At 47.7% G+C, this 20,871-nt stretch carries 15 protein-coding genes; 5 read left to right on the plus strand and 10 right to left on the minus strand.

Going from position 1 to position 20,871, the window contains the following annotated elements; translation table 11 throughout:
* Positions 1–136: 136 nt before the first annotated feature.
* Positions 137–898 (minus strand): YwaF family protein, encoded by a 762-nt coding sequence (locus ACX9NY_RS17680; RefSeq protein ID WP_472474078.1) that lies wholly within the window; start codon positions 896–898, stop codon positions 137–139.
* Between the two features lie 241 nt (positions 899–1,139).
* On the opposite strand from ACX9NY_RS17680, the gene ACX9NY_RS17685 reads away from it, so the two are divergent.
* Positions 1,140–2,114: a ring-cleaving dioxygenase gene (locus ACX9NY_RS17685; RefSeq protein WP_472474080.1), complete on the plus strand. Its 975-nt coding sequence runs from the start codon at positions 1,140–1,142 to the stop codon at positions 2,112–2,114.
* A gap of 165 nt (positions 2,115–2,279) precedes the next feature.
* Here ACX9NY_RS17685 and ACX9NY_RS17690 read toward each other — a convergent pair whose 3' ends face one another.
* The 3 genes from ACX9NY_RS17690 to ACX9NY_RS17700 form a co-directional block, all read right to left on the minus strand.
* Complete coding sequence (locus ACX9NY_RS17690; RefSeq protein ID WP_339240124.1) at positions 2,280–2,987, minus strand: stalk domain-containing protein; 708 nt, start codon at positions 2,985–2,987, stop codon at positions 2,280–2,282.
* A 269-nt stretch (positions 2,988–3,256) separates the two neighbouring features.
* Entirely contained in the window at positions 3,257–4,102 is an 846-nt protein-coding gene (locus tag ACX9NY_RS17695) for a hypothetical protein (RefSeq protein WP_339259272.1), read from the minus strand.
* Positions 4,103–4,300: 198 nt separating this feature from the next.
* Complete coding sequence (locus ACX9NY_RS17700; protein WP_339240122.1) at positions 4,301–5,578, minus strand: methyl-accepting chemotaxis protein; 1,278 nt, start codon at positions 5,576–5,578, stop codon at positions 4,301–4,303.
* 333 nt (positions 5,579–5,911) lie between these two features.
* Here ACX9NY_RS17700 and ACX9NY_RS17705 point away from each other — a divergent pair, with 333 nt between their 5' ends.
* Positions 5,912–7,345 (plus strand): aspartate ammonia-lyase, encoded by a 1,434-nt coding sequence (locus ACX9NY_RS17705; protein ID WP_339240121.1) that lies wholly within the window; start codon positions 5,912–5,914, stop codon positions 7,343–7,345.
* Positions 7,346–7,466: 121 nt separating this feature from the next.
* On the opposite strand, the gene rpoN is transcribed toward ACX9NY_RS17705, so the two are convergent.
* On the minus strand, positions 7,467–8,771 hold the full coding sequence (gene rpoN, locus ACX9NY_RS17710) for an RNA polymerase factor sigma-54 (protein WP_472474083.1): 1,305 nt from the start codon (positions 8,769–8,771) through the stop codon (positions 7,467–7,469).
* Positions 8,772–8,900: 129 nt separating this feature from the next.
* Positions 8,901–10,448, minus strand: a complete 1,548-nt coding sequence (gene pruA / locus ACX9NY_RS17715; RefSeq protein ID WP_339303722.1) for an L-glutamate gamma-semialdehyde dehydrogenase — start codon at positions 10,446–10,448, stop codon at positions 8,901–8,903.
* A gap of 259 nt (positions 10,449–10,707) precedes the next feature.
* On the opposite strand from pruA, the gene ACX9NY_RS17720 reads away from it, so the two are divergent.
* Both ACX9NY_RS17720 and ACX9NY_RS17725 read left to right on the plus strand, forming a co-directional pair.
* Complete coding sequence (locus tag ACX9NY_RS17720) at positions 10,708–11,631, plus strand: proline dehydrogenase family protein (protein WP_339259266.1); 924 nt, start codon at positions 10,708–10,710, stop codon at positions 11,629–11,631.
* Positions 11,632–12,101: 470 nt separating this feature from the next.
* Positions 12,102–13,949: a sigma-54 interaction domain-containing protein gene (locus tag ACX9NY_RS17725; protein ID WP_472474085.1), complete on the plus strand. Its 1,848-nt coding sequence runs from the start codon at positions 12,102–12,104 to the stop codon at positions 13,947–13,949.
* 47 nt (positions 13,950–13,996) lie between these two features.
* On the opposite strand, the gene ACX9NY_RS17730 is transcribed toward ACX9NY_RS17725, so the two are convergent.
* From ACX9NY_RS17730 to ACX9NY_RS17740, 3 genes are all read right to left on the minus strand, one after another.
* A complete protein-coding gene (locus tag ACX9NY_RS17730) occupies positions 13,997–16,066 on the minus strand; it encodes an ATP-binding protein (RefSeq protein ID WP_472474087.1) in 2,070 nt (689 codons plus the stop codon).
* A 364-nt stretch (positions 16,067–16,430) separates the two neighbouring features.
* Positions 16,431–16,562 carry a hypothetical protein gene (locus tag ACX9NY_RS17735; RefSeq protein ID WP_339240112.1) on the minus strand — a complete coding sequence of 44 codons (132 nt, stop codon included), beginning with the start codon at positions 16,560–16,562 and terminating at the stop codon, positions 16,431–16,433.
* A 172-nt stretch (positions 16,563–16,734) separates the two neighbouring features.
* A complete protein-coding gene (locus tag ACX9NY_RS17740) occupies positions 16,735–18,405 on the minus strand; it encodes a PucR family transcriptional regulator (protein ID WP_339240111.1) in 1,671 nt (556 codons plus the stop codon).
* A 189-nt stretch (positions 18,406–18,594) separates the two neighbouring features.
* Here ACX9NY_RS17740 and ald point away from each other — a divergent pair, with 189 nt between their 5' ends.
* Complete coding sequence (ald, locus tag ACX9NY_RS17745) at positions 18,595–19,728, plus strand: alanine dehydrogenase (RefSeq protein WP_472474090.1); 1,134 nt, start codon at positions 18,595–18,597, stop codon at positions 19,726–19,728.
* A gap of 170 nt (positions 19,729–19,898) precedes the next feature.
* On the opposite strand, the gene ACX9NY_RS17750 is transcribed toward ald, so the two are convergent.
* Positions 19,899–20,816 (minus strand): PD-(D/E)XK nuclease family protein, encoded by a 918-nt coding sequence (locus ACX9NY_RS17750; RefSeq protein WP_472474092.1) that lies wholly within the window; start codon positions 20,814–20,816, stop codon positions 19,899–19,901.
* Between the last annotated feature and the right edge of the window lie 55 nt (positions 20,817–20,871).

Raw genomic sequence — 20,871 nt, forward strand, 5'->3', positions numbered from 1 at the left:
TATCCATATACGTTGGCCCAATACAGGGACAACGCCCAAATATCCCGCAAGCGATCTGATCCGGTCAGATTACTGCGGGATATTTCATTTAGAGGAAGTTTATAATTCGGTGCAGATGCAACTACAAGGATTATCCCTATATCGCGGAGCTTTTATTCTTTTTCACACGATCCTTCATTCGGTCTGGAATGGCAAAGAACAAGACGTACATCAGCGAGAACAAGACTAGCGCAAGCATCTCTTCCCCAAGGATGTACATGGGATACGGACCTAACATATCAAGCACTGAGGGTGTACTCGGCTTGTATCTCAAAAACATGTAATTTGCGTCAAGCAAAACATCTACAACGTATACAATGAGTGCTGCCACATTCACAAATATCATGGAACCTGCTACAGATCTCCAGCTAGGTCGCAGCTGCTCCACCCAGGTCATGTAGAGTAAAGCCAGAATGATACAGGCATGAGCGACGAAAAATTGAATGAATCGAAAATGCGCATAAGCATAACCCAGATTAGGAGTCAGGATCGCCATAAGGGCTCCAGCAATGCCTGCAAACAGCAGCGCAGAATGTAACAGTCGACTGCGTGTCAGTAGTAACAATGCCGATAATAGCAGAGACACACTGCATAATTCGAGTGGCAGTGATGTCTGCAGGCTCCATACGTCACCGTACACATACCAGAGTTGAAGCACGATTTCACAGGTAAACATGATACAGGCCAGAACAATCCGCAGTTTGCGGCGGGCCCCTTCTGACCAAGATCGAAGACGGTGTCGAAGCAAAAACAATAGCATAATAATTAATGCAATTAAGCTAATGGTAACGATATGTGAAGTGGAGAACAGGATAAACGGCTCTGCATCATAAGGGTCCAGCGGTGGTGGATACGCCATGCATCTCTTCTCTCCTTTGCAAACATCTCAGCTACATTATCTCTCTTTAATATTAACTTTTTCATTTTGCCATTGAATGAAAGAGCTGTCCAGTTGGAATTCTAAATAAGCATTGTAATTTAAATATCTTTATGTTAAGATAAATCCAGAACCAAAACAAACGAAAAGTTAGTAACTTTCTTAAACGGAAATCATTTTAAATAAACTCAAAATTTGTTCAATTGAACTAGGAGGAATTATTATGCAAATCAAAGGACTTCACCACGTATCCGCGCTAACAGCACATGCCGATCAGAACTATCGTTTCTACACCAATGTCATGGGTCTGCGCCTGATAAAAAAAACAGTCAACCAGGATGACGTGTCCGTCTACCATCTCTTCTATGGCGATGAGAAAGGCAATCCAGGTACAGAACTTACCTTCTTCGAGATTCCGATGGCTGGACAGACGCGTGAAGGTGTGAACAGCATCTCGGCAACATCACTGCGCGTTCCAAATGATGCGGCACTTACGTACTGGCAGCAACGTTTTGACGAATTCGAAGTCCCGCATGGAGAGATTGTTGAACGCGGTGGTCGTGCCACGCTCTCGTTCACAGACTTTGAAGGACAACGTCTGATTCTGGTCTCGGATGAAAACAATGCAGGTGTTGCTGGGGGTAAACCATGGGATCAGAGTCCGGTGCCTGCCGAATATGGCATTTTAGGTCTTGGTCCCATCCATCTTACGGTAAAAGATGCTTCCCTTACCGCTCCGGTTCTGACCGAACTGCTTGGTTTCAGAGCGAAAGGAAGTTATCCTGCCTTCACTCCTGGTCAGCCTGATGTACTCGTTTTTGAATCCGGTGAGGGTGGTAGCGGCTCCGAGGTGCATGTTGAGGAACGTAATGACCTTGCCCAAGAACGTCCAGGACGTGGCAGCGTACACCATGTTGCATTCCGCGTGGACAATGAAGAAGAACTGAAACAATGGGTGGAACGGGTTCATAACTTCCAATTCCCTAACTCCGGTTTTGTAGATCGTTTCTACTTCCGCTCCCTGTATTTCCGTGAAGCAAACGGGATTCTGTTCGAGCTTGCAACCGATGGTCCGGGATTTGATACAGACGAAGAAATGGAGCATCTGGGAGAATCATTGGCGCTGCCTCCATTCCTCGAAGGACGCCGCGCTGAGATTGAAGCGAATCTGAAACCACTGGATACCGTCATTCGTTAATCGCGCTTAAGCTGTACAATCCGGCTTGAATCGAAAATAAAAACGATGTTCACCAGGCAACTCTGAATACCGGATACGGTTCAGGGATTGCCTAGTGAATCATCGTTTTTTCTGTGTATGCTTGCCTTGCCCCTTCTGTAAGGTGGCAAACTTGCAGATTGTGTTTTACTTCGTCAGATACGATGTTGTGAGCGGTACAAACAGAGCCGAACCCGGATCTTCAGATACAATCTCTACATAGACAGCGTCTGTACCTTTAACATCCACATCCAGACTCATCATACCGCTTTCTGGAGTGATATTGAACTTTTTGAGTGTCGCGAGATCCTGATCATAGATATGAATCTCCTGATTTCCTGTTAGCGCGGCAAGTTCCAAGTGTAGAGAAGAATACTTTTTATCCGTATTAATCTGGATATCATCCCCCTGTTTCTTAGGATCATTATGCAGATAAACATCCTTGTAATCCTTGCCTTTATATGTGGTATCCTTAGGATCTTTGGTGTGCCAAGCGGTAGATCCCAGTACGGATGTTCCAAGTGCACTCAGCGTTACTTTTCCGCTCGTTACGGGCGCAGATCCATTTGTTCCGCCAATCAGGACGGATGAAGTTGCACTGTCATACGTGATCTCTGTCCCAAGCAATGATCCCACAGCACGCACAGGCAAATAAGTTGTTCCGTTGTAAGTGATAGGCAACACCGTTTTACCATTGGCATCTTTGGCTGTCACCGTGGCACCATCCATTTTTAGCGTAATCTTGCTGTTTAGATAGGCTTTAATCTGCTCCAACCCTGTTGCTGCGAGCGCACCCGTCCCGATCCCAAGCGTTAATGTGCCTACCATCAAACCTAGTACAACCTTCTTCTTCATCAAAATCCCTCCTGAACGTTAAAATGATTTGTCCTTTATACATTTAAACCACTAAAGTGATAATGTCAATTGTTTACTGCATTTTTAGTACAAAGTTCCTATCTGTAGGCAGCACAAAAACGAGGCAGTATGTCCCAATTTTTTTCAGCCTCGCCCTGTTTCCCACTGTCTGCAAACGCAGATAAGGGATATTCTGTTCAGACGCTCACTACATTTCACATTCGAGAACTTCCAAATTCCCGCTGCACTACGTTATCAACACGATGTTATCAATCAAAGGATTCATAATATTCTTCTTCATATACTTCCATGCTGTATTTCAAATCTACCGCCTTCCACTCACCATCTTGATAGGCGTAAGCGAATGTCAGATCACCCGCATATAAAGCCGCACCATAAGATCCTGCTGCTGATACGACAAGTCGGCCATCCTCCACACTGTAATAGGTTACTCCACCGAATCCCAACTCTTTGTTATAAACGCCGCCACTCGTATCTTCCTCGATCCGTAAAGGTTCTGCTTGAACGCCATCAACGGCGACATCCACATCCACACGGTCTGATCGAACCGTAACTTTTGACTTCACATGCTGTTTCGCAATCTCATCCAGAGATTGCATCTTCATCTCTTCGAGCGTTACCGGATTAATGATACGTGCTTGTCCCAAATAAATACCTGTTCCATGCCCTTCCGTGTACAGAACAACGATCTCTTTCTGTCCGTCTCCATTCAGATCCAGCTCGTGCACTTCGGGTTTGTAAGACCCGCCTTCTCCTTGCCAATCACTAAATTCTCTTGTCTTGCCGTCCACTTCCAAAATCATTCCGTTATATATATATCCCGAACCCTCAACTTTCATAGGGTATAATCTGACATTCTCATTCTCTGGAGCTACCGAAACGTATTCCTCTTTCACCGGGGTTGATTCCTGTGTTGTCTTCGCTGTGTCATGCAATTTATCTATATTGGAAGCCTCGACCGCTGCGGTCTGGCTGGATTGATCATCTATATTAAGCTGTTTTTGCGATTCATTCATGGTTCTGGCAGCCGAAGTTGTACTAATCGTAGCTACCGCCAAAATAATCATCAGCAGGATACCTGTCCAAGTTTTCAATATACTGGGCTCCTTTATCTGTTGTGATAATCCTATTATATCTTCATTTATCGCCCGCAAGTTGCGAATTTGTTAATCTTTCATAAAATAATCTTTACAAATTTCTGTTTTCACGAAAGAACGTTCGGCTTTAACCAGAATAAGCAAATTATTATGCCAAAACTGTTCTCAAAAAGCAAAAAAAATCCCGAACACAGCTTAAGGCTGCATCCGGAATGCTTTGGTTTTGTCCAATAACCGATCGGTTAATTGTCTCAGTTCTTCAGCCGAGGAAGAAATCTCCTCCATGATGGCTGTCTCTTCGTGTGCGGCATCCATGATTCGTCTCGCCTCATCCGAAAACGATCCGGCTTTCCCCTGGATCTTCTTCACATGACCATGCGTTTGCTCCACGCGGCCAGTCTGTTCTGCGATCTTGGAACCGATATCATGCGCGCCCTTCATAAATACTTCCACCGTGCCTGTCAGTTCATGCAACGTCTGATCCACAGAGATGGTCCGCTCCGATTCATTAACCACAAGACCATGCTGCTCATGAGACAGTTGTGCTGTCTCCCTGATTCGCTGCTGCACACGACTAATTAGCTCATTAATCCGATGGACCGATTCCTTACTCTCGTCTGCCAGCTTACGAATCTGCTGCGCCACGACTGCAAAACCAGATCCTTCTTCGCCAGCTCGTGCAGCCTCAATGGAAGCATTCAAGGCAAGTAATCCTGTTTCCTCAGCAATATTTTTGACAGACTGGGTAATTACCTCGATATCAGAGGCTTCCTTCTCCAATAGTAGCATTATGTCGCGGGAACGATTGTGCGACTCGGCCAGCTCGTCCATGCCTTTCATCAGCGATGAGAATGTCTGTTTCGTATGATCCACCGATCGTTCCATCTGACCGGACATCTCTGTCATGTCCATGGACTGGCTATGCATACGCTGGAAATCGTTCAGCATCTCATCCGCCGTGATCAGGGATTGATGGGAAGTAACCTTCTGCTCTTCTACACCTACCGCAATATGATCCACCGCTTCTGACATCATCTCGATCTGCTCCGCAGCTTGGGTAATCGCTTCACTAAGCGACTGCGCATTCTGTGATGTAGTTCGTGTACTGTCCGAAATATCGTTCACAATACTTCTGAGATTAGAGACCATTACACGAAAAGCATCATATAATACAGTAAGTTCATCCTGTGTACGCCGCTGCGGAATCTCCGTTGTCAGGTCACCAGATGAGACCTGTTGCGCCGCACGAGACAGATGAACAATCGGACGAGTCAGCCAGCGAGAGGCAAACCACCCGAGAATTCCGTTCCAACATACCCCCATGATCAGGATAATCGATATGTATACCCAATTCGGAATATCTAACGTAACCCAGTCTTTGACAAAAAATATAAAAAAGCCGCTAGTTCCGTACGTAATAATTGAGATTAGTACCAAACCTGCGACTGTCTTTGCGCCTAAAGTCCATTTCATGTTTACACCCCGTAGTCCTTTTTTCCTATTTTACCAATCATGTACCAAATTTCATGTGATATACATCACTGAAAACGTTCTATCCGCCCCATATTTACCGTTTATGCATGACTTCTCTATCATGAAGCGCATAATATATAAGACAAGCTTAGCCGCCCTCCTTTTCTCATAAAATTGAATAATATTCCATTTAACATCTTTAATTTTATTTATTATCGGCACAAGAGGCTAAATGATTTAGATTGGCATCCATTTTGCTTAAATGATATACTGAGTGCGCTTCGGCATTGCCGGAGCTGACCTATTTATTGGATGCCACTGGAGGCGAACGAAATGTCTACTATGTCCACAAGGACGGAGAAAGATTTTATCGGTGAAAAAGAAATTCCGGCTTATGCCTATTACGGCATTCAGACGGTGCGGGCCGTGGAGAACTTCCCGATTACCGGCGTTCCGGTACACCGGGAGCTGATCACAGCTCTGGCTGCGGTGAAAAAAGCAGCGGCAATTACGAATATGGAACTGAAAATGCTACCAAGCAAAATCGGCGAAGTGATTGTCATGGCAGCTGAAGAAATGATGAAAGGCCATCATCTGGATCATTTTATTGTAGACTCCATTCAGGGCGGTGCAGGCACCTCCATGAATATGAATATGAACGAAATTTTGGCCAACCGCGGACTGGAACTTTTAACCAAAAGCAAGGGAGACTACTTCCACTGCAATCCGAACAACCATGTTAACATGTCCCAGTCCACCAATGACGTGGTACCTACAGCACTGCGTATTGCGGCATATCAACTGTCCGAGACGTTACTCGCTACCATGAAGAGACTGCAGGAAGCGTTCCATAAAAAAGAAGAAGAGTTCAACGATGTTGTCAAAGTAGGCCGTACCCATCTTCAGGATGCCGTGCCTATTCGCCTTGGACAAGAATTCGGAGCTTATGCCCGTGTCATCGGCAGGGATATCGAGCGTCTGGAATTCGCCAATCGCCGATTGCTTACGATTAACATGGGCGCAACTGCCGTAGGTACAGGGCTTAATGCGAAACCTGAATACATCGTTAAGGTTACGGAACACCTATCTGATGTTACCGGACTCCCCCTACAAACAGCTGAGGATCTCGTGGATGCGACACAGAACACGGATGCCTATCTGGAACTTTCAGCGGCACTGAAGGTATGTGCAGTCAGTCTGTCCAAGATCTGTAACGACATTCGCATGATGGCCTCAGGTCCGCGTGCAGGATTCAATGAACTACTCCTGCCACCGCGTCAGCCAGGATCGTCCATTATGCCGGGCAAAGTCAATCCGGTAATGGCAGAAGTGATTAACCAGGTATCCTTCCAGGTGATGGGGAATGACCATACCATCTGCATGGCGTGTGAAGCTGGTCAATTCGAGCTGAATGTCATGGGCCCGGTCATTGCGTTTAACTTGCTACAATCACTGAAAATCATGAATAACGGGATTGATGTGTTCACACGTTATGCGGTTGAAGAGATGGATGCTAACCGTGAGCGCTGCGAATTAATCATGAAACAAAGTTTCAGTGTGGTTACGGCTTTGAACCCACACTTAGGTTATAATGTGGCGGCTTCCATTGTGAAGGAAGCGCTCAAAACTGGACTTACCTTGCAAGAGATCATTCTGGAACGTGGACTGCTGACTCCGGAAGAACTGGAAGAGATTCTTCATCCGGAGCAGATGACCACGCCAGGAATTGCCGGAGAACATTTCCTGCGCAATATGGAACGCTTGTAGGAACTCTGGAAATCTAACGCAGGAACCGATACACCAATCATGCAACAAGAACCCCCGCAGACCGTTCATCCGGTTCGCGGGGGTTCTTGTGTTCAGACATGGTAAGACACCAGCTATTTGGTTAAGCCCATCGTTTACGCTCAAGGGAAGGCAAGATCTGAAGTTCCTCCCTGTACTTGGCAACCGTTCTGCGGGAGATGACAATCCCCTCTTCGGCAAGCAGTGTAGTCAAGTGACTATCCGAGTATGGCCGCTGTGTCTGTTCCGTACGAATGATTTCTTTTAATCTTCGTTTCACTACTGATGCTGATGTTTTATTCCCTGACGCTGTACGGATTCCCGAGGCAAAAAAAGCCCTGAGTTCATATACACCATATGGCGTGTGAATGTACTTACCACTGACGGCACGACTTACCGTTGATTCATGCATGCCAATCTTCTCTGCAATAATAGCCAGATTAAGCGGTTTTAACGCGGATGGGCCTTTGACCAAAAAGTCCTTTTGCTCTTCCATCACGGCCGCCAGCACACGCACTAAAGTCCTGCGCCGCAGGTGTACACTCCGAATGATCGCCCTCGCTTCTGCGGCGCGGTGAGCCCAGATTTCATCTGGCGCCGCTTCCCTGATCCAGCGGATGCACGCTTCATTCATCGATACACGAGGGTTACCTGACACATGTAGGCTAAAATGGGCCTCACCGTTACGCAACCCTACAATGGCATCTGGAATAATGTAATGTGGTCGTTCCGTACATCCGATGGATCGGCAGGGCTTGGGGTCGAGACGTGTAATATAGTCGTAGGCAACCTGAGCTTCCCGTGAAGTCATACCTAATCGACTCCCTGTTCTACCTGGGTGAAAAGGAACCAGTGCTTCCAATCCCGCTTCCACCATCCGCTCCGCATACAGCGCAGCCGATGAATCACGTCTAATCTGGAGCAACAGACATTCCTGCAAATTCCGCGCTCCTACACCAGCAGGGTCCAGCGATTGGAGCAGCTCTAGTCCCGCTGCAATTTTGCTCATCGGTTGCTCAAGCGCTACCTGCACCTCTGCCAGTTCAACGGTCAGATAACCATCATCATTGACGCATCCTGCCAAATATACTGCCGTTTTTTCCAATTCGGCTGGAATTGTCATCACTCGAATTTGCGCAATCAGCAATTGTTCCAATGTAGACTCGGCACCTCTGACCTGAAGCAGCGGATCGTAGGAATCATACCTGCGCTGATTCAATCGCCGTGGAATTCGGGCAAGGGGCCCAGCTTGTTCTTCCAGTTCAAGAACTGGATTTTCCTCTGCCGCATCCAGCAAGTAACGATTCAGATCCTGTCCGGACATGGTTAGCAAATGAAAGGATTGTTTCATCTCCGGCGTGATGGACAGCCGAATACGTTGTTCCTGCACCAACTGAACACCTAACATCCGTTTCCCTCCTTATGCCTAGCTGAGTAATAAGCGCTTGTTTTTTATACGAACAAAAGGATTTGCAGGGATAATAGCATACTATTCACGCGATTGTAAGAGGAATTCCGTCCGATTATGAGTTCCTGTCTAGTATTTCTCCGATACCAGCTTCGCCTGTGTAAACAGCAGCAGATAGTCTCTTCCACCTGCCTTGGAATCTGTGCCTGACATGTTAAATCCGCCAAAAGGATGCGTGCCTACCAGTGCTCCGGTACATTTCCGGTTGAAATACAGATTACCCGCGAAGTACTCGCGTCTGGCCTGTTCCAGATGTTCACGATTACGCGAGATCACCGCGCCGGTCAGTCCATAGTCGGTATTATTGGCGATATCCAATGCGTCCTGGAAAGATTCGGCTTTGATGAATGCAAGCACGGGTCCAAAAATCTCATCCTGAGCAATCCGGGCTTGGGGGTCCACATCGGCAATGATGGTTGGTTCAATGAAATAACCTTCAACATTCCCTGTACCGCCACCGTGCACAAGACGCCCCTCTCCCTTGCCAATCTCAATATACTCCGTGATCTTCGCATATGCCTTGTCATCGATAACCGGTCCAACCTGACTGCCAACTTCAAGTGGACTGCCCATCGTCAGTTTCTGTGTCCGTTCAATCACTTTTTGCAATACTTCATCATATACATCCTTATGAATAATGGCACGGGAACACGCCGAACATTTCTGCCCGGAGAAACCAAATGCCGAAGCGGTAATGGACTCTGCCGCAAGCTCCAGATCACTGTCACTGTCTACAACGATGGAATCCTTGCCACCCATCTCTGCAATGACCCGTTTGATCCATTTCTGGCCTGGAGCTGTACGTGCTGCACGTTCATTAATTCGCAGTCCTACATCTCTGGAACCGGTGAAACTGATAAACCGAGTGAGCGCATGATCCACGAGATAATCGCCCACTTCACTGCCTGGTCCTGGTAAAAAGTTCACGACGCCATCCGGCAGGCCAACTTCTGCGAGCAGTTCCATAAACTTCGCGGCAATTACCGGAGTTGTACTGGCGGGCTTTAATACCACCGTGTTGCCAGAGACCAGTGCAGCAGAGGTCATGCCTGCCATAATCGCCAGCGGGAAGTTCCAAGGTGGAATAACAATGCCAACGCCCAGCGGTATATAACTCAGTTCATTATCTTCCCCTGCAATCCGTACGAGGGGCTGGGGTTCACTCAGTCGCTGCATATCCCGTGCATAGAATTCCATAAAATCAATGGCTTCCGCTGTATCCGCATCGGCTTCAGGCCAGGTTTTGCCGGCTTCATAGACCATCCAAGCGGAGAATTCATGCTTGCGACGGCGCATAATGGCAGCTGCTTTGTATAGATATCGAGCCCGTTCATTCGGATCGGTATGTTTCCAAGTGTGGAATGTCTCCGCTGCTGTCTGAATGGCCTTTTCGGCCAATTCCTGATCTGCCTGATGGATCGTTCCGACGACTTGATTCTTGGCCGCGGGGTTCACGGACGTTAACGTGCGGCTGCTTGTTATTTTTTGCCCACCAATAATAATCGGGTATTCCTGCCCAAGTTCAGCTTCTACCTGACGAAGTGCGTCTTCAAATGCTTCCTGGTTCGCCTGGACCGCAAAGGGTGTGAATGGTTCGTTAACAAAAGGGATATTCATCAATGATTCCTCCTTCAGGATGTGGGGTTCACTGGCTGCTCGCCTGAATTATTTTGCATGTTACTCTTCACCAAATATATGTAGCAAAATCCGTGCCAACTCCGGTTGGACCTGAAATATTTTTCTTATTAAATTTTCATGAAAAATAGTAGAGCCTCGCCAAATCTGGCATGCTTCTTGCTTCTATTAAGGGATAAAAAAAGCATGATTCCACCGAGCCTGAATCGAATGATGCACAATGCTGAAGGAGGAAACGAAAATGAGTGTAGGAACGGAAATATATCGCAAGACCTTATTGACCGTGGCAGGCAACAAAGCGGTAGAGAACCTGTCCATCAAATATGGCAAGAAGCTTGCAGGGAAGTTTATTGCAGGAAACACCTTGGAAGAAGCTCTCGATGAGATCCGCATACTCAATAATAAAGGCATAATGGCTACCCTCGATCATCTGGGCGAAGGTATCACCCGCCTGAGCGAAGCGGCATTATACAGGGATGAGTATATACGACTGGTAGAAGGCATCGCACGTGAAGGTGTAGACTCCAACGTGTCACTGAAACCAACCCAGATGGGCCTCGCACTGGACCCGGAAGAGGGCTATCGAAATATCCGTGCCGTTGCCGCACAAGCCAAATTGCATGATCTATTTGTCCGAATTGATATGGAGGATAGTCCATTCACTCAAGCAACGCTGGATATTGTTCGAAGACTGCACTCGGAAGGACTGCACAATACGGGCACAGTCTTGCAAGCCTACCTGCATCGCACCGAAGAAGATACGCGTGATATGATTCGGGAAGGCATCCGGCTCCGGCTCGTTAAAGGTGCATACAAAGAACCCGGATCAGTCGCCTATCAGAATACCGCTGAAGTCATTCATCAATTCAAAACGATGATTCGTAATCACCTCGATCAGGGTGTATACACTGCGGTGGCCTCGCATGATGATCACATCATCCACTGGACAAAACAATATGCTAAAGACCGTGGAATTTCGCCAGATGCCTTTGAATTTCAGATGTTATATGGACTGCGCATGAGCGAACAGGAACGTCTCGCCAAAGAAGGCTATCGCATTCGCTGTTACGTCCCTTATGGCACCATGTGGTATCCGTACTATACGCGCCGTTTGGCCGAAAAACCGGCTAATCTCTGGATGGTCGTTAAGAATATGTTTCGATAAATAAATAACCATGCTCTCCTGTTTTTTGGGGAAAGCATGGTTATTTGAGCTATAATACTGAATTCTCAAATTTACACGATATCAACTGATTCATATGTCTAAAAAATAAGAATCCCCAAATTGAAATGTCCAATATAATAGACACATCTGTACCTCTTCATAAAGTTAAATCACAAACTTTCCTATTTAGTCCGTTCTATCTGCTCTATTTCTCAAAGATATATACGTTATGTTTTATAACATAAAATTCACTTAGAGGCTTTGGATTCTAGCTAAAATCAACGCTTATCTTCGTTTCGATCCAATGTAATCGCATACAATTAAAAATGAATTTTTATTTATCGAGTCAATATCCCAACCTGCACACCTGATGTCAAAAAATATATACACAGCTTCATCAGAACGTTATAATATACATAATTTCACATTTACATTTTTTATAAGTATATGCTGCAACCGAGGTGATCCTGATGAGACATTTACTTCCTGAGCTGAATGCTTTGTTACGAACAGATATGAGTATTTTGGATGAAGTCCTATATGACGAAACCACACCTCAGTCTATACCATCAGAACTCCATATCGGTACGGACAGACCTGTCTTTGTACGCCGCAATACAGAATATGCCTGGTTGTACAGCCAACCCAATGGAACATTATCATATGGTCGTCTTCCTGTGCCTGTCGTCTCTGCTTCGATCGAACTTGCGGAAGTGATCCCTTTGTTTGCTAAGAGTCCCCTGTTATTAATAAAGAATAATCAGGGCGAATACGTGGGATATATCGCCGTATCCGATGTCCTGCATGCCATGATGCATGCGCATCGCCTGATAGAAGCTTATTTTGAGACCACACTGGAGACAGCAGGCTCAGCTCTGACATTAATTAATGAAGAGGCCAGGGTAGCCTACTGGACAACTGGCGCGGAGCATGTTTTTTCGATCAGCAAAAAAGACATCATCGGACAACCCGCAGCGGACTTTTTCCCTCCAGATCGGCTACAGTCTCTCAAGACGCTGTATACCGGCGAAACGGTCTATCGCAAACAGCATCAGCCACGGCCCGACCTGTTCGCTCTAATTAATGCCCGTCCTGTCCAACTGGATGGACAGATTGTGGGCGCAGTTGCTGCTGAAGTGGATATAACAACTGAAATCCGATTACATCAGGAACTCTTACATATGACTTCCAAAGTCCAGCATCTGGAGAAAGCCGTTGCTCGGCTACGGCCCGAATCAGATCCATTCGCCAGAATCAAGGGCAGCAGCCCGGTCATTCAGCAGTGCTTGGAGACCATTCGCAAGATCAGTACCACCTCAGCAACCGTACTGATCCTCGGAGAGAGCGGTACAGGCAAGGAGTTATTCGCCAAAGCCATTCATGATCTTCGTGAATTGCAGACTGCACCATTCATCGCGATTAACTGCGGAGCAATCCCTGCTTCATTGTTTGAAAGTGAACTTTTTGGCTACGAGAAAGGCGCGTTCTCCGGAGCGGATCCCAAAGGCAAAAAGGGCAAGATTGAGCTTGCCGAAGGGGGGACGCTTTTTCTGGATGAGATCGGTGAGATGCCATTGGAATTGCAAGTGAAGCTGCTTCGGGTGTTGCAGGAGAAGAGTTATTTCCCCGTGGGCGGAACACGCATGAAACAGGCGGACTGCCGGATTATTGCTGCGACCAATCAGAATCTGCTGAATATGATTGCACGCAATCAATTCCGGGAAGATCTCTACTATCGGCTGAATGTCATTAACCTCGTCATCCCTCCACTTCGTGTACGCAAGGAGGATATATATGAATTAACCCAGACGTTCCTTCAAGAATTCTCTCTGCTCTATAACCGTCATATTGAGCTGGTTCCACCTGAAGTGTTTAAGTTGCTGTTCCAGTATGATTGGCCAGGCAATGTCCGTGAATTACGAAATGTGATAGAACGCTTGACCATCCTGACGACAGATGGCGAGGTGAAGCCGGAATATCTGCCTGACACCCTCACCTCCCTCATCGTGCATGAGCAGTCCGAAGTTCAACTGACCTCGGGAATCCATCCACAGGCCAATAGCGAATATCAGCAACATCCGAAGAAGTTGGGAGACGAACAAGAACCTCGAACTGTTGAAGCTGCAGACGAATTAGAGCATTCAGAGCATTCAGATCCAGTCTCCCCTGTTACCTTCCAGCAAAAATTGGACACCTATGAGGCGCAACTTCTGGTTCAATGTCTGAAAGAAGCAGGTGGCAACAAACGAACACTCGCCAAACAACTCGGCATCTCCAGAGCAACGCTCTATAATCGCATGAAGAGGCTTGGTCTATGACCCGCCTCTTCTTGTCGTAATTACGGTTTGGATGGAACGGCAGCTACCTACAAAATCCGCACCAAGCGAGTCAGCGCTGTTCTAAGATGGCGATAGAAGGTCGCCCGACTCATGGAACACGTCTGGGCTGCGGCAGTTGGATTGCCAGCATGCGTCCAGTAGGCCGCGTACAACAGCATCTGATCCTGCGGGGACAGACCATGAACTCTGCCTTCCAACAAATCCATGACATACAGCTGTAATTGCATACCATCCCTTACTCCTGTAACTCTGCCAGCGTATTCATGTAATTCTCCAGGAGATCGAAGGTATCCCAACATCTTGCGAACATCCTGTTCAGTCCAGACTGAGTCATCTGCATCCGTTGTTTCCGGCTGTATCCGATTCTCTGTTGCTTCCGGATCAAGCAGAGACATGACCCACTGTCCGAATTGCCCACTACGCAAATCCAATTCAAGTACGTCCGCCTGATGCTCAAAGCTGTCGCAGACCCGGGTGCTTGTTCTTCGCATCTGGAATCCAATACTTTGCAAAAACAGTTTCAGATGAGGATTCGTTGCGACGAGCATCGCTCGCGCACCATCACCCAGCAGAGCCAGTCGGTCCAGTGTCATGTATCCAACGAGTTCTTCCCGTGTATAACCAGGCACATCATCTCTTGCGGCAGCCAGCAAGGCAAAGTGCGTATCACTCTGATCTGGGTCATTTTCCAGCTCCTGTGGTGTGAAGCATTCATACATCTCATTCGGAAAATATTTTAACAGCAGCTCACTACTATCCTTATGCACAAGGACTGTAATGAACATGGCGATTGTCTCCCCAAGCTTGTCACGCATTAATACGATTCCTTCGGGATAACGGTGTGCCAGTTCATCCAGGAAGGGGCCATAGGGTACAGCCTGCCATGGTTCTACACTGTACTCGCACCATTGTTGTAACAGGCTGTGCAGAGCTGGCAGATCCTCGCTTCTCATCGTTTCCAGAGGTGAGAACAAGGAATCACGGGATACATCCGCGTACTTGCGGTATTGAAGCATGGATTCCTGACAGAGCAACAGCATCTTCCGGGCGATCTGGCGACGCTCATGTGGCCCCGCCTGTTCATGCAGTGGTTTTAGCAATTTCACAATCTTGATGCGCATGGTCTGCAGCCGATGAGGCTCACGTTGACGAAAGTCCCGGAGTAGATGTACCCTGGCCATATCATGCAGGGCAAGACCATCCGGGCCGGAACGGATAAACGACATCTGTCTCAGCATGTGGTACTCTTCTTGTGTCACGGTCATATCCAGTACGGATGATAACAATTCCTGATTGGCTGTCTCAAGCAGTGTCAGCACCTCCACCATGGGATGCAGACGAGGTGTAGTCAGTTCCAATAATAATCGAGCACTGATCATATGCGACAGTTCAGCCCATTCGGATTGCGGAAGATTCCTTCTCTGATCCGCAGCTTCTACAGCTAAGGCCAGACCCAGTGGATGCCCATCGGTCATTCTCGTAATGGTGCCTGCCATGCCCTGATTCAGAGAGCCTGCCACCATGATATATTCCGTAATCTCATCAACTGTAAAATGTTGAAGCCGCATCTGTATAAATCGCTGATGCAATCGGGGATGTGTCCGCCAAGTGGATGCCAATTCCGGGCGTGATGCAAGAATGACAAGTATGCCTCTTAACGGAAGTTTGGATACAAATACTTCCATAAACCAACTTTCTAACAGGGCCAGCTCTTCATAATTATCCACTGCAAGGACCATTCGCTTCTCGATTGATGTGTCTTTCAGCAGACTCAATGGCCGTGGGTATCCTTCTCTATCCAATGTTTCCAATCCTAATGTAGAGGACAAATAATCCATAAAAACGGAAGGGGTCCCCCCACATGATCGGCCGTCCATCCAGATTGCTGTCGCACCTCGATTCCGAGAGACAGATAACATCTCTGAAAGCAATGAAGATTTACCGATACCTCCCATGCCGGTAATTGAAAATATGGTCAATGGGGCTTCTGGATGATTGAACCACCGTTCCAGTGTTGTCAGTTCCTTGATTCGACCAACAAAACGTTTGCCATCCTCAACATACTCGTCATATTGAGCCTCACTACTGTTTCCCATATATGTCCTCCGTACTAGATACTGGTACTTTTAATGTATTTATTTTTTCAACAAAATTGAGACTATATTGAGACGCACAGCTTCATGTGAAGTGATAGAATCTTGTTAAAAGCCAATTTATAGGGAATTATCAAAAAAGCGGATAGGAGAACATTTAACAGGGTATACATAATCCCCTCCGCGCTACTTCTCAATATAATGGATCATTCCGCCGATCAAGTTACGATTACCATGTACATGAGCATTTACTGATCTCGAATTCATGCTTCCCTTTCAAACCCTACTACCAGCCCGATATTCCAGGAAAGGCGGATTTGTGTGAGAATAAACCTCGATATCTGTAATCTGAGCGGACAACTCGGAATCAATCCAATACGACTTCAGGAGTGGCTGCACCAAAGCGGCATTTCAGCGGCAGCCATTGAAGCAGAAACAGACGGACGCCCCGACCGGTCATCACCCCCGTATCGCCTGGCTGCTCCCTCTTCATTATCACTAGCACCGTCTTCTGGTCAAACGAAGCTTTATCGGGGCCGGCGCTCCACTTCCACCCTGCAACGCCTGCCTGTTTCATTACAACATACCCGGCGGATTAGTAAAAACTGCTAGACTGTGCACAAAGTAATGTAAAATCGATGCACAGTCTGTCTTGCATCCCTTTCACCGCATCAAGAGGATTGCCACTGTCCATTCTCGATCATCGCGTGTGCCAGTAGCGCCATCTCCAGACAGATTCTTCTCCCTTGATCCATGTAATCTGGCCCCATCAGTTCTTCCAGCTTCTCCAGTCTGTTGTACAACGTTTGCCGATGAATAAATAACTGGGCGGCTGCATCCCGTTTGGAACCAAAGTTCTGCAGGTAAGCATCCAATGTCTCTACCAATCGCAGGTGATGCGTTTGGTCATGTTCAATCAAGACACCCAGGTGATCTTGAACAAAGGGTTGAAGGAACGACTGGGGCAATGCCTTCAACATTTGATATATACCCATACGATCGTAAAAGTGAACATGTTCCATCTGATCTACCGACCTCGAAACTTCGATGACCTGATAGGCTTCCTGAAGGCTCTCCGGCAGACTGGTCAAACGGCTGCGGAACTTGCCAATTCCCACATGAATCATAACCTGCTTCAAGTTACGACTGGCAAACCGTTTCACGTCCAGGGCAATCCCTTCAAGCAATCGCAGCAGTTGATGACGTGCAGCAGCCGATACCGCTTCCTTGGCACAACACAGATATACCTGGTTGTTCTTCAGCATAATCAGGCTAGGCAGATTGTTCTTCTTGAGCAGGGAACGAAGCAGGACAAGAACATCCTGATGATTCGCTTCCATTCGCTCCCGGCCTGTGCCTTTCAATCGATGTTCAATCTCGATGACCCCACCTGCGAACCAGTACTGTCCCTTCACCAGCAATCGAAGCCCCATTCGAGTCTGAGCCTGGTCCTCCTGCTGGATGTTGCCATTCATCAGATCCTGGATCAGTTCATTTTGATTGCGGACCATCTTCTCTTCAAGAAACTGGGAACGAAGTGTGAGTGCTGCCGCTGCCTTCGCGGTGTAGTCAAGCAGCAGCTTGAGATATTCCACTGGAGCTGCCGGATGCACAATCATGCCTACAGCAGAAAAAACCTGGCCGAAGCAGACGACCGGATGGCACAGCAGAACTTTCTCTTCATCCATATGGAACCATAATTCGGTATCTGAATCATTCAAATCCAGATGTTCTACCTCTTGCTCATACCAGGTGTAGATGGTCTGTTCCACCTCCGGTACAAGTTCGGGCACAAAACTGCCCGGCTCCATGGACGAAATGTACACTACCGGTTTGGCAGCATACTCATGCAGCAGATTCAGCACAGCAGACATATCCGTACTCTGTAATGTTCGTTGCTGAAGCTGTCTTGAATAAGCTTCCAGACTTTTCAGCAACTGGTGTTGATGATTAATGAGCAGAGAGTGAATATCCTGTGTGATCTCGACAAAACGAACTGGTTGCTCGAATACGATCAGCGGAAACTCGTGTCTGTCCGCCAGTTCAATCAGTTCTTCCGGGATTCCGTGTATGCTGGTACCAAACTCCACACATAACCCCGCTGCCTCACTTCCAATGAGCTGGAGCAGATACTCTTCACGCCCTTCTTCCGATTGAAGCCACAGTCCAGTGGATAAAATAAGATCATGGGGGCTTACAAATGGAGATACATTCGTAATCTCGAGCACATGAACCCAGCCAACCTGACGGTTCACTCCATCCTTCCCTGCCGCTAGTCGCGCTCGGCCGAATACCGGACGTGCAAGGATATCTTTAATCGTAAACACGCGATCATTTTGCAATGGTGATCCCTCTTCGTGTTATTTTTTCTTACATTATAATCCATGGACAAATGTCCTGAATAGTCTTTTTCGACAATATGTTGAGTACTATTTCTAAAAATTAGACATCAAGTCTGGTGCAAAACAAATATGCAAGTCATAAACTTGTAGTATAAGCTAACAACCAATAAATGGACGAGGTGCATGGTGATGAGAATCGGAATTCCCAAAGAAATCAAAAACAATGAGAATCGTGTAGCAATGACTCCGGCCGGGGCTGCTGATTTCATCAGAGCTGGTCACCAGGTGATGATTGAACAAGGCGCGGGAATCGGCAGCGGATTCACGGATCATGAATATCAAGCTGCGGGCGCCGAGATTCGTCCTGATGCCAAGTCCGTGTGGACCGAGGCCGATATGATCATCAAAGTGAAAGAACCGCTTGCCAGTGAATATGGATATTTTCGTCCGGGGCTGATTCTGTTCACCTACCTGCACCTCGCAGCGGAACCTGAGCTTGCAAAAGCGCTTATTGCAAGTCGGGTAACAGCCATTGCCTATGAGACGCTGGAGGTTAATAGTACTCTTCCCTTGCTAACTCCAATGAGTGAAGTTGCAGGCCGCATGGCCTCCCAGATCGGAGCACAGCTATTGGAGAAGACCGAAGGTGGCAAGGGCATTCTGTTGTCCGGTGTACCTGGTGTCAGTCGGGGGAAAGTGGTCATTATTGGCGGCGGTACGGTGGGTACAAATGCAGCCAAGATTGCCATTGGCCTTGGAGCGGATGTAACCATCCTCGATCTGAATCTGAATCGACTGCGCCAGCTGGATGATATCTTCGGCAATCAGATCCACACGCTGGTATCCAGCCCGTCCAACATTGCGGTAGCTGTTGCGGCGGCAGATCTGCTGATCTGTGCGGTGCTGATTCCGGGCGCCAAGGCGCCAACGCTAGTCAGCGAGCAGGTGGTGAAGACGATGGCACCGGGATCGGTCATTGTGGATGTGGCGATTGATCAAGGCGGGATCGTTGAGACCATTGATCATATCACCACCCACGATGAACCGACCTATGTGAAACATGGCGTCGTGCATTACGCGGTGGCGAACATGCCGGGCGCTGTGCCGCGTACGTCTACGGTGGCGCTGACCAACGCCACCATGCCTTATGCGCTGCAGTTGGCCAACCACGGTGCAGCCGCCGCGATTCGCGGCAGTTCGTCCATTCGCAGCGCGGTCAATGCGCTGAATGGACATATCACGTATGAGGCGGTTGCCCGGGATCTCGGGCATGCCTATGTTCCTGTGGGCCAGGCGCTGGAGAATGCCGCCGCTGTCCAATAATCTGGATAGGATCGTTCCACCCCGGCGCCATGTCGCCAGGCCTGTGGAACGCAATAGAAGCGCGAGTCGGGCAGATGTTGTACCCGGCTCGCGCTTCTTGATTTTTTGCCACATATAAAATAGATCAATTCGGATAAGGCCTTGTCTTATGTTCATCCGGTTATGGCGCTTCAGACTGCCCGTTCACTGCATACTTCGCGGAAGTTGCAATCCCGGCAGGACCGGTGCGAAGGCATCGCTGTGAAATAGCTGACGTCCTTTGGACGGTTGTAATACTCATCCTCCACGCAGGATCGCATCTCCTCGATGTAACGACCCACGTTCTCCTCCACTTTTCGAATATCCTCTACTGTGGCTGTAAACTCCCGGTGTTTTCCCGTTAACAGGTACTCCACTCGCAGCTCAATCTGCTCCAAGGGAACACGGTAGTGCTCTCTTACATACGATGCGTACAACATGAGCTGATCAGAGAAATCATCCTCCTTGCCCGTCTTCCAGTCCACAATGACAATATTGCCGTTACTGCGCCGATACAATAAGTCCATCTTCACATACACACGTGTATCGTGCAGCATCATGGTATCCCATTTCTCGATCTCCAGAATGTCCGTGCTTGCCCGGGACAAGTCCTCCCACGTAAGCGTCTGGTACAGGTTACTGACACAGGCCGAAGCTCGCTCCTTAATCGTCGCGATTCGGTCATTCAACGTACCATCCCCGTAATAGATCTCGGACAGCATCGTGCGATTTTTGGGATTCATTCGCCACTGATCCGCATCCATTGATTCCACATATGCCTGATTCAGCAGTTTGCGTATCGTCTGTTCCAGAAAGTGTTCACGCGGCTTATCCTTGCCCTCTTCCCTGCTGCGTACCGCCGACTCACACATCCGATGCGCAAGGTCTCCGAAGACAAGGTACAGATTACTAAGTTGTTTCAGACGGTACAGACGAACCTGCATCTCATCAGCAGAGTCTGTCTTCCAGCCGTTATGGGCACCGTAATAATGATAATAATATTTGCGCAGGCACTCATCGAACATACTCGCCCGCGACTGCGAATAAGACCATTGCGGGTATTGTGCCATAAGGATTTCTGCCTTTCTGTATGCCGGATCTGCATGAGATCCCTTAATGCTCACA

It is taken from the genome of Paenibacillus sp. CB74, from assembly GCF_055687625.1.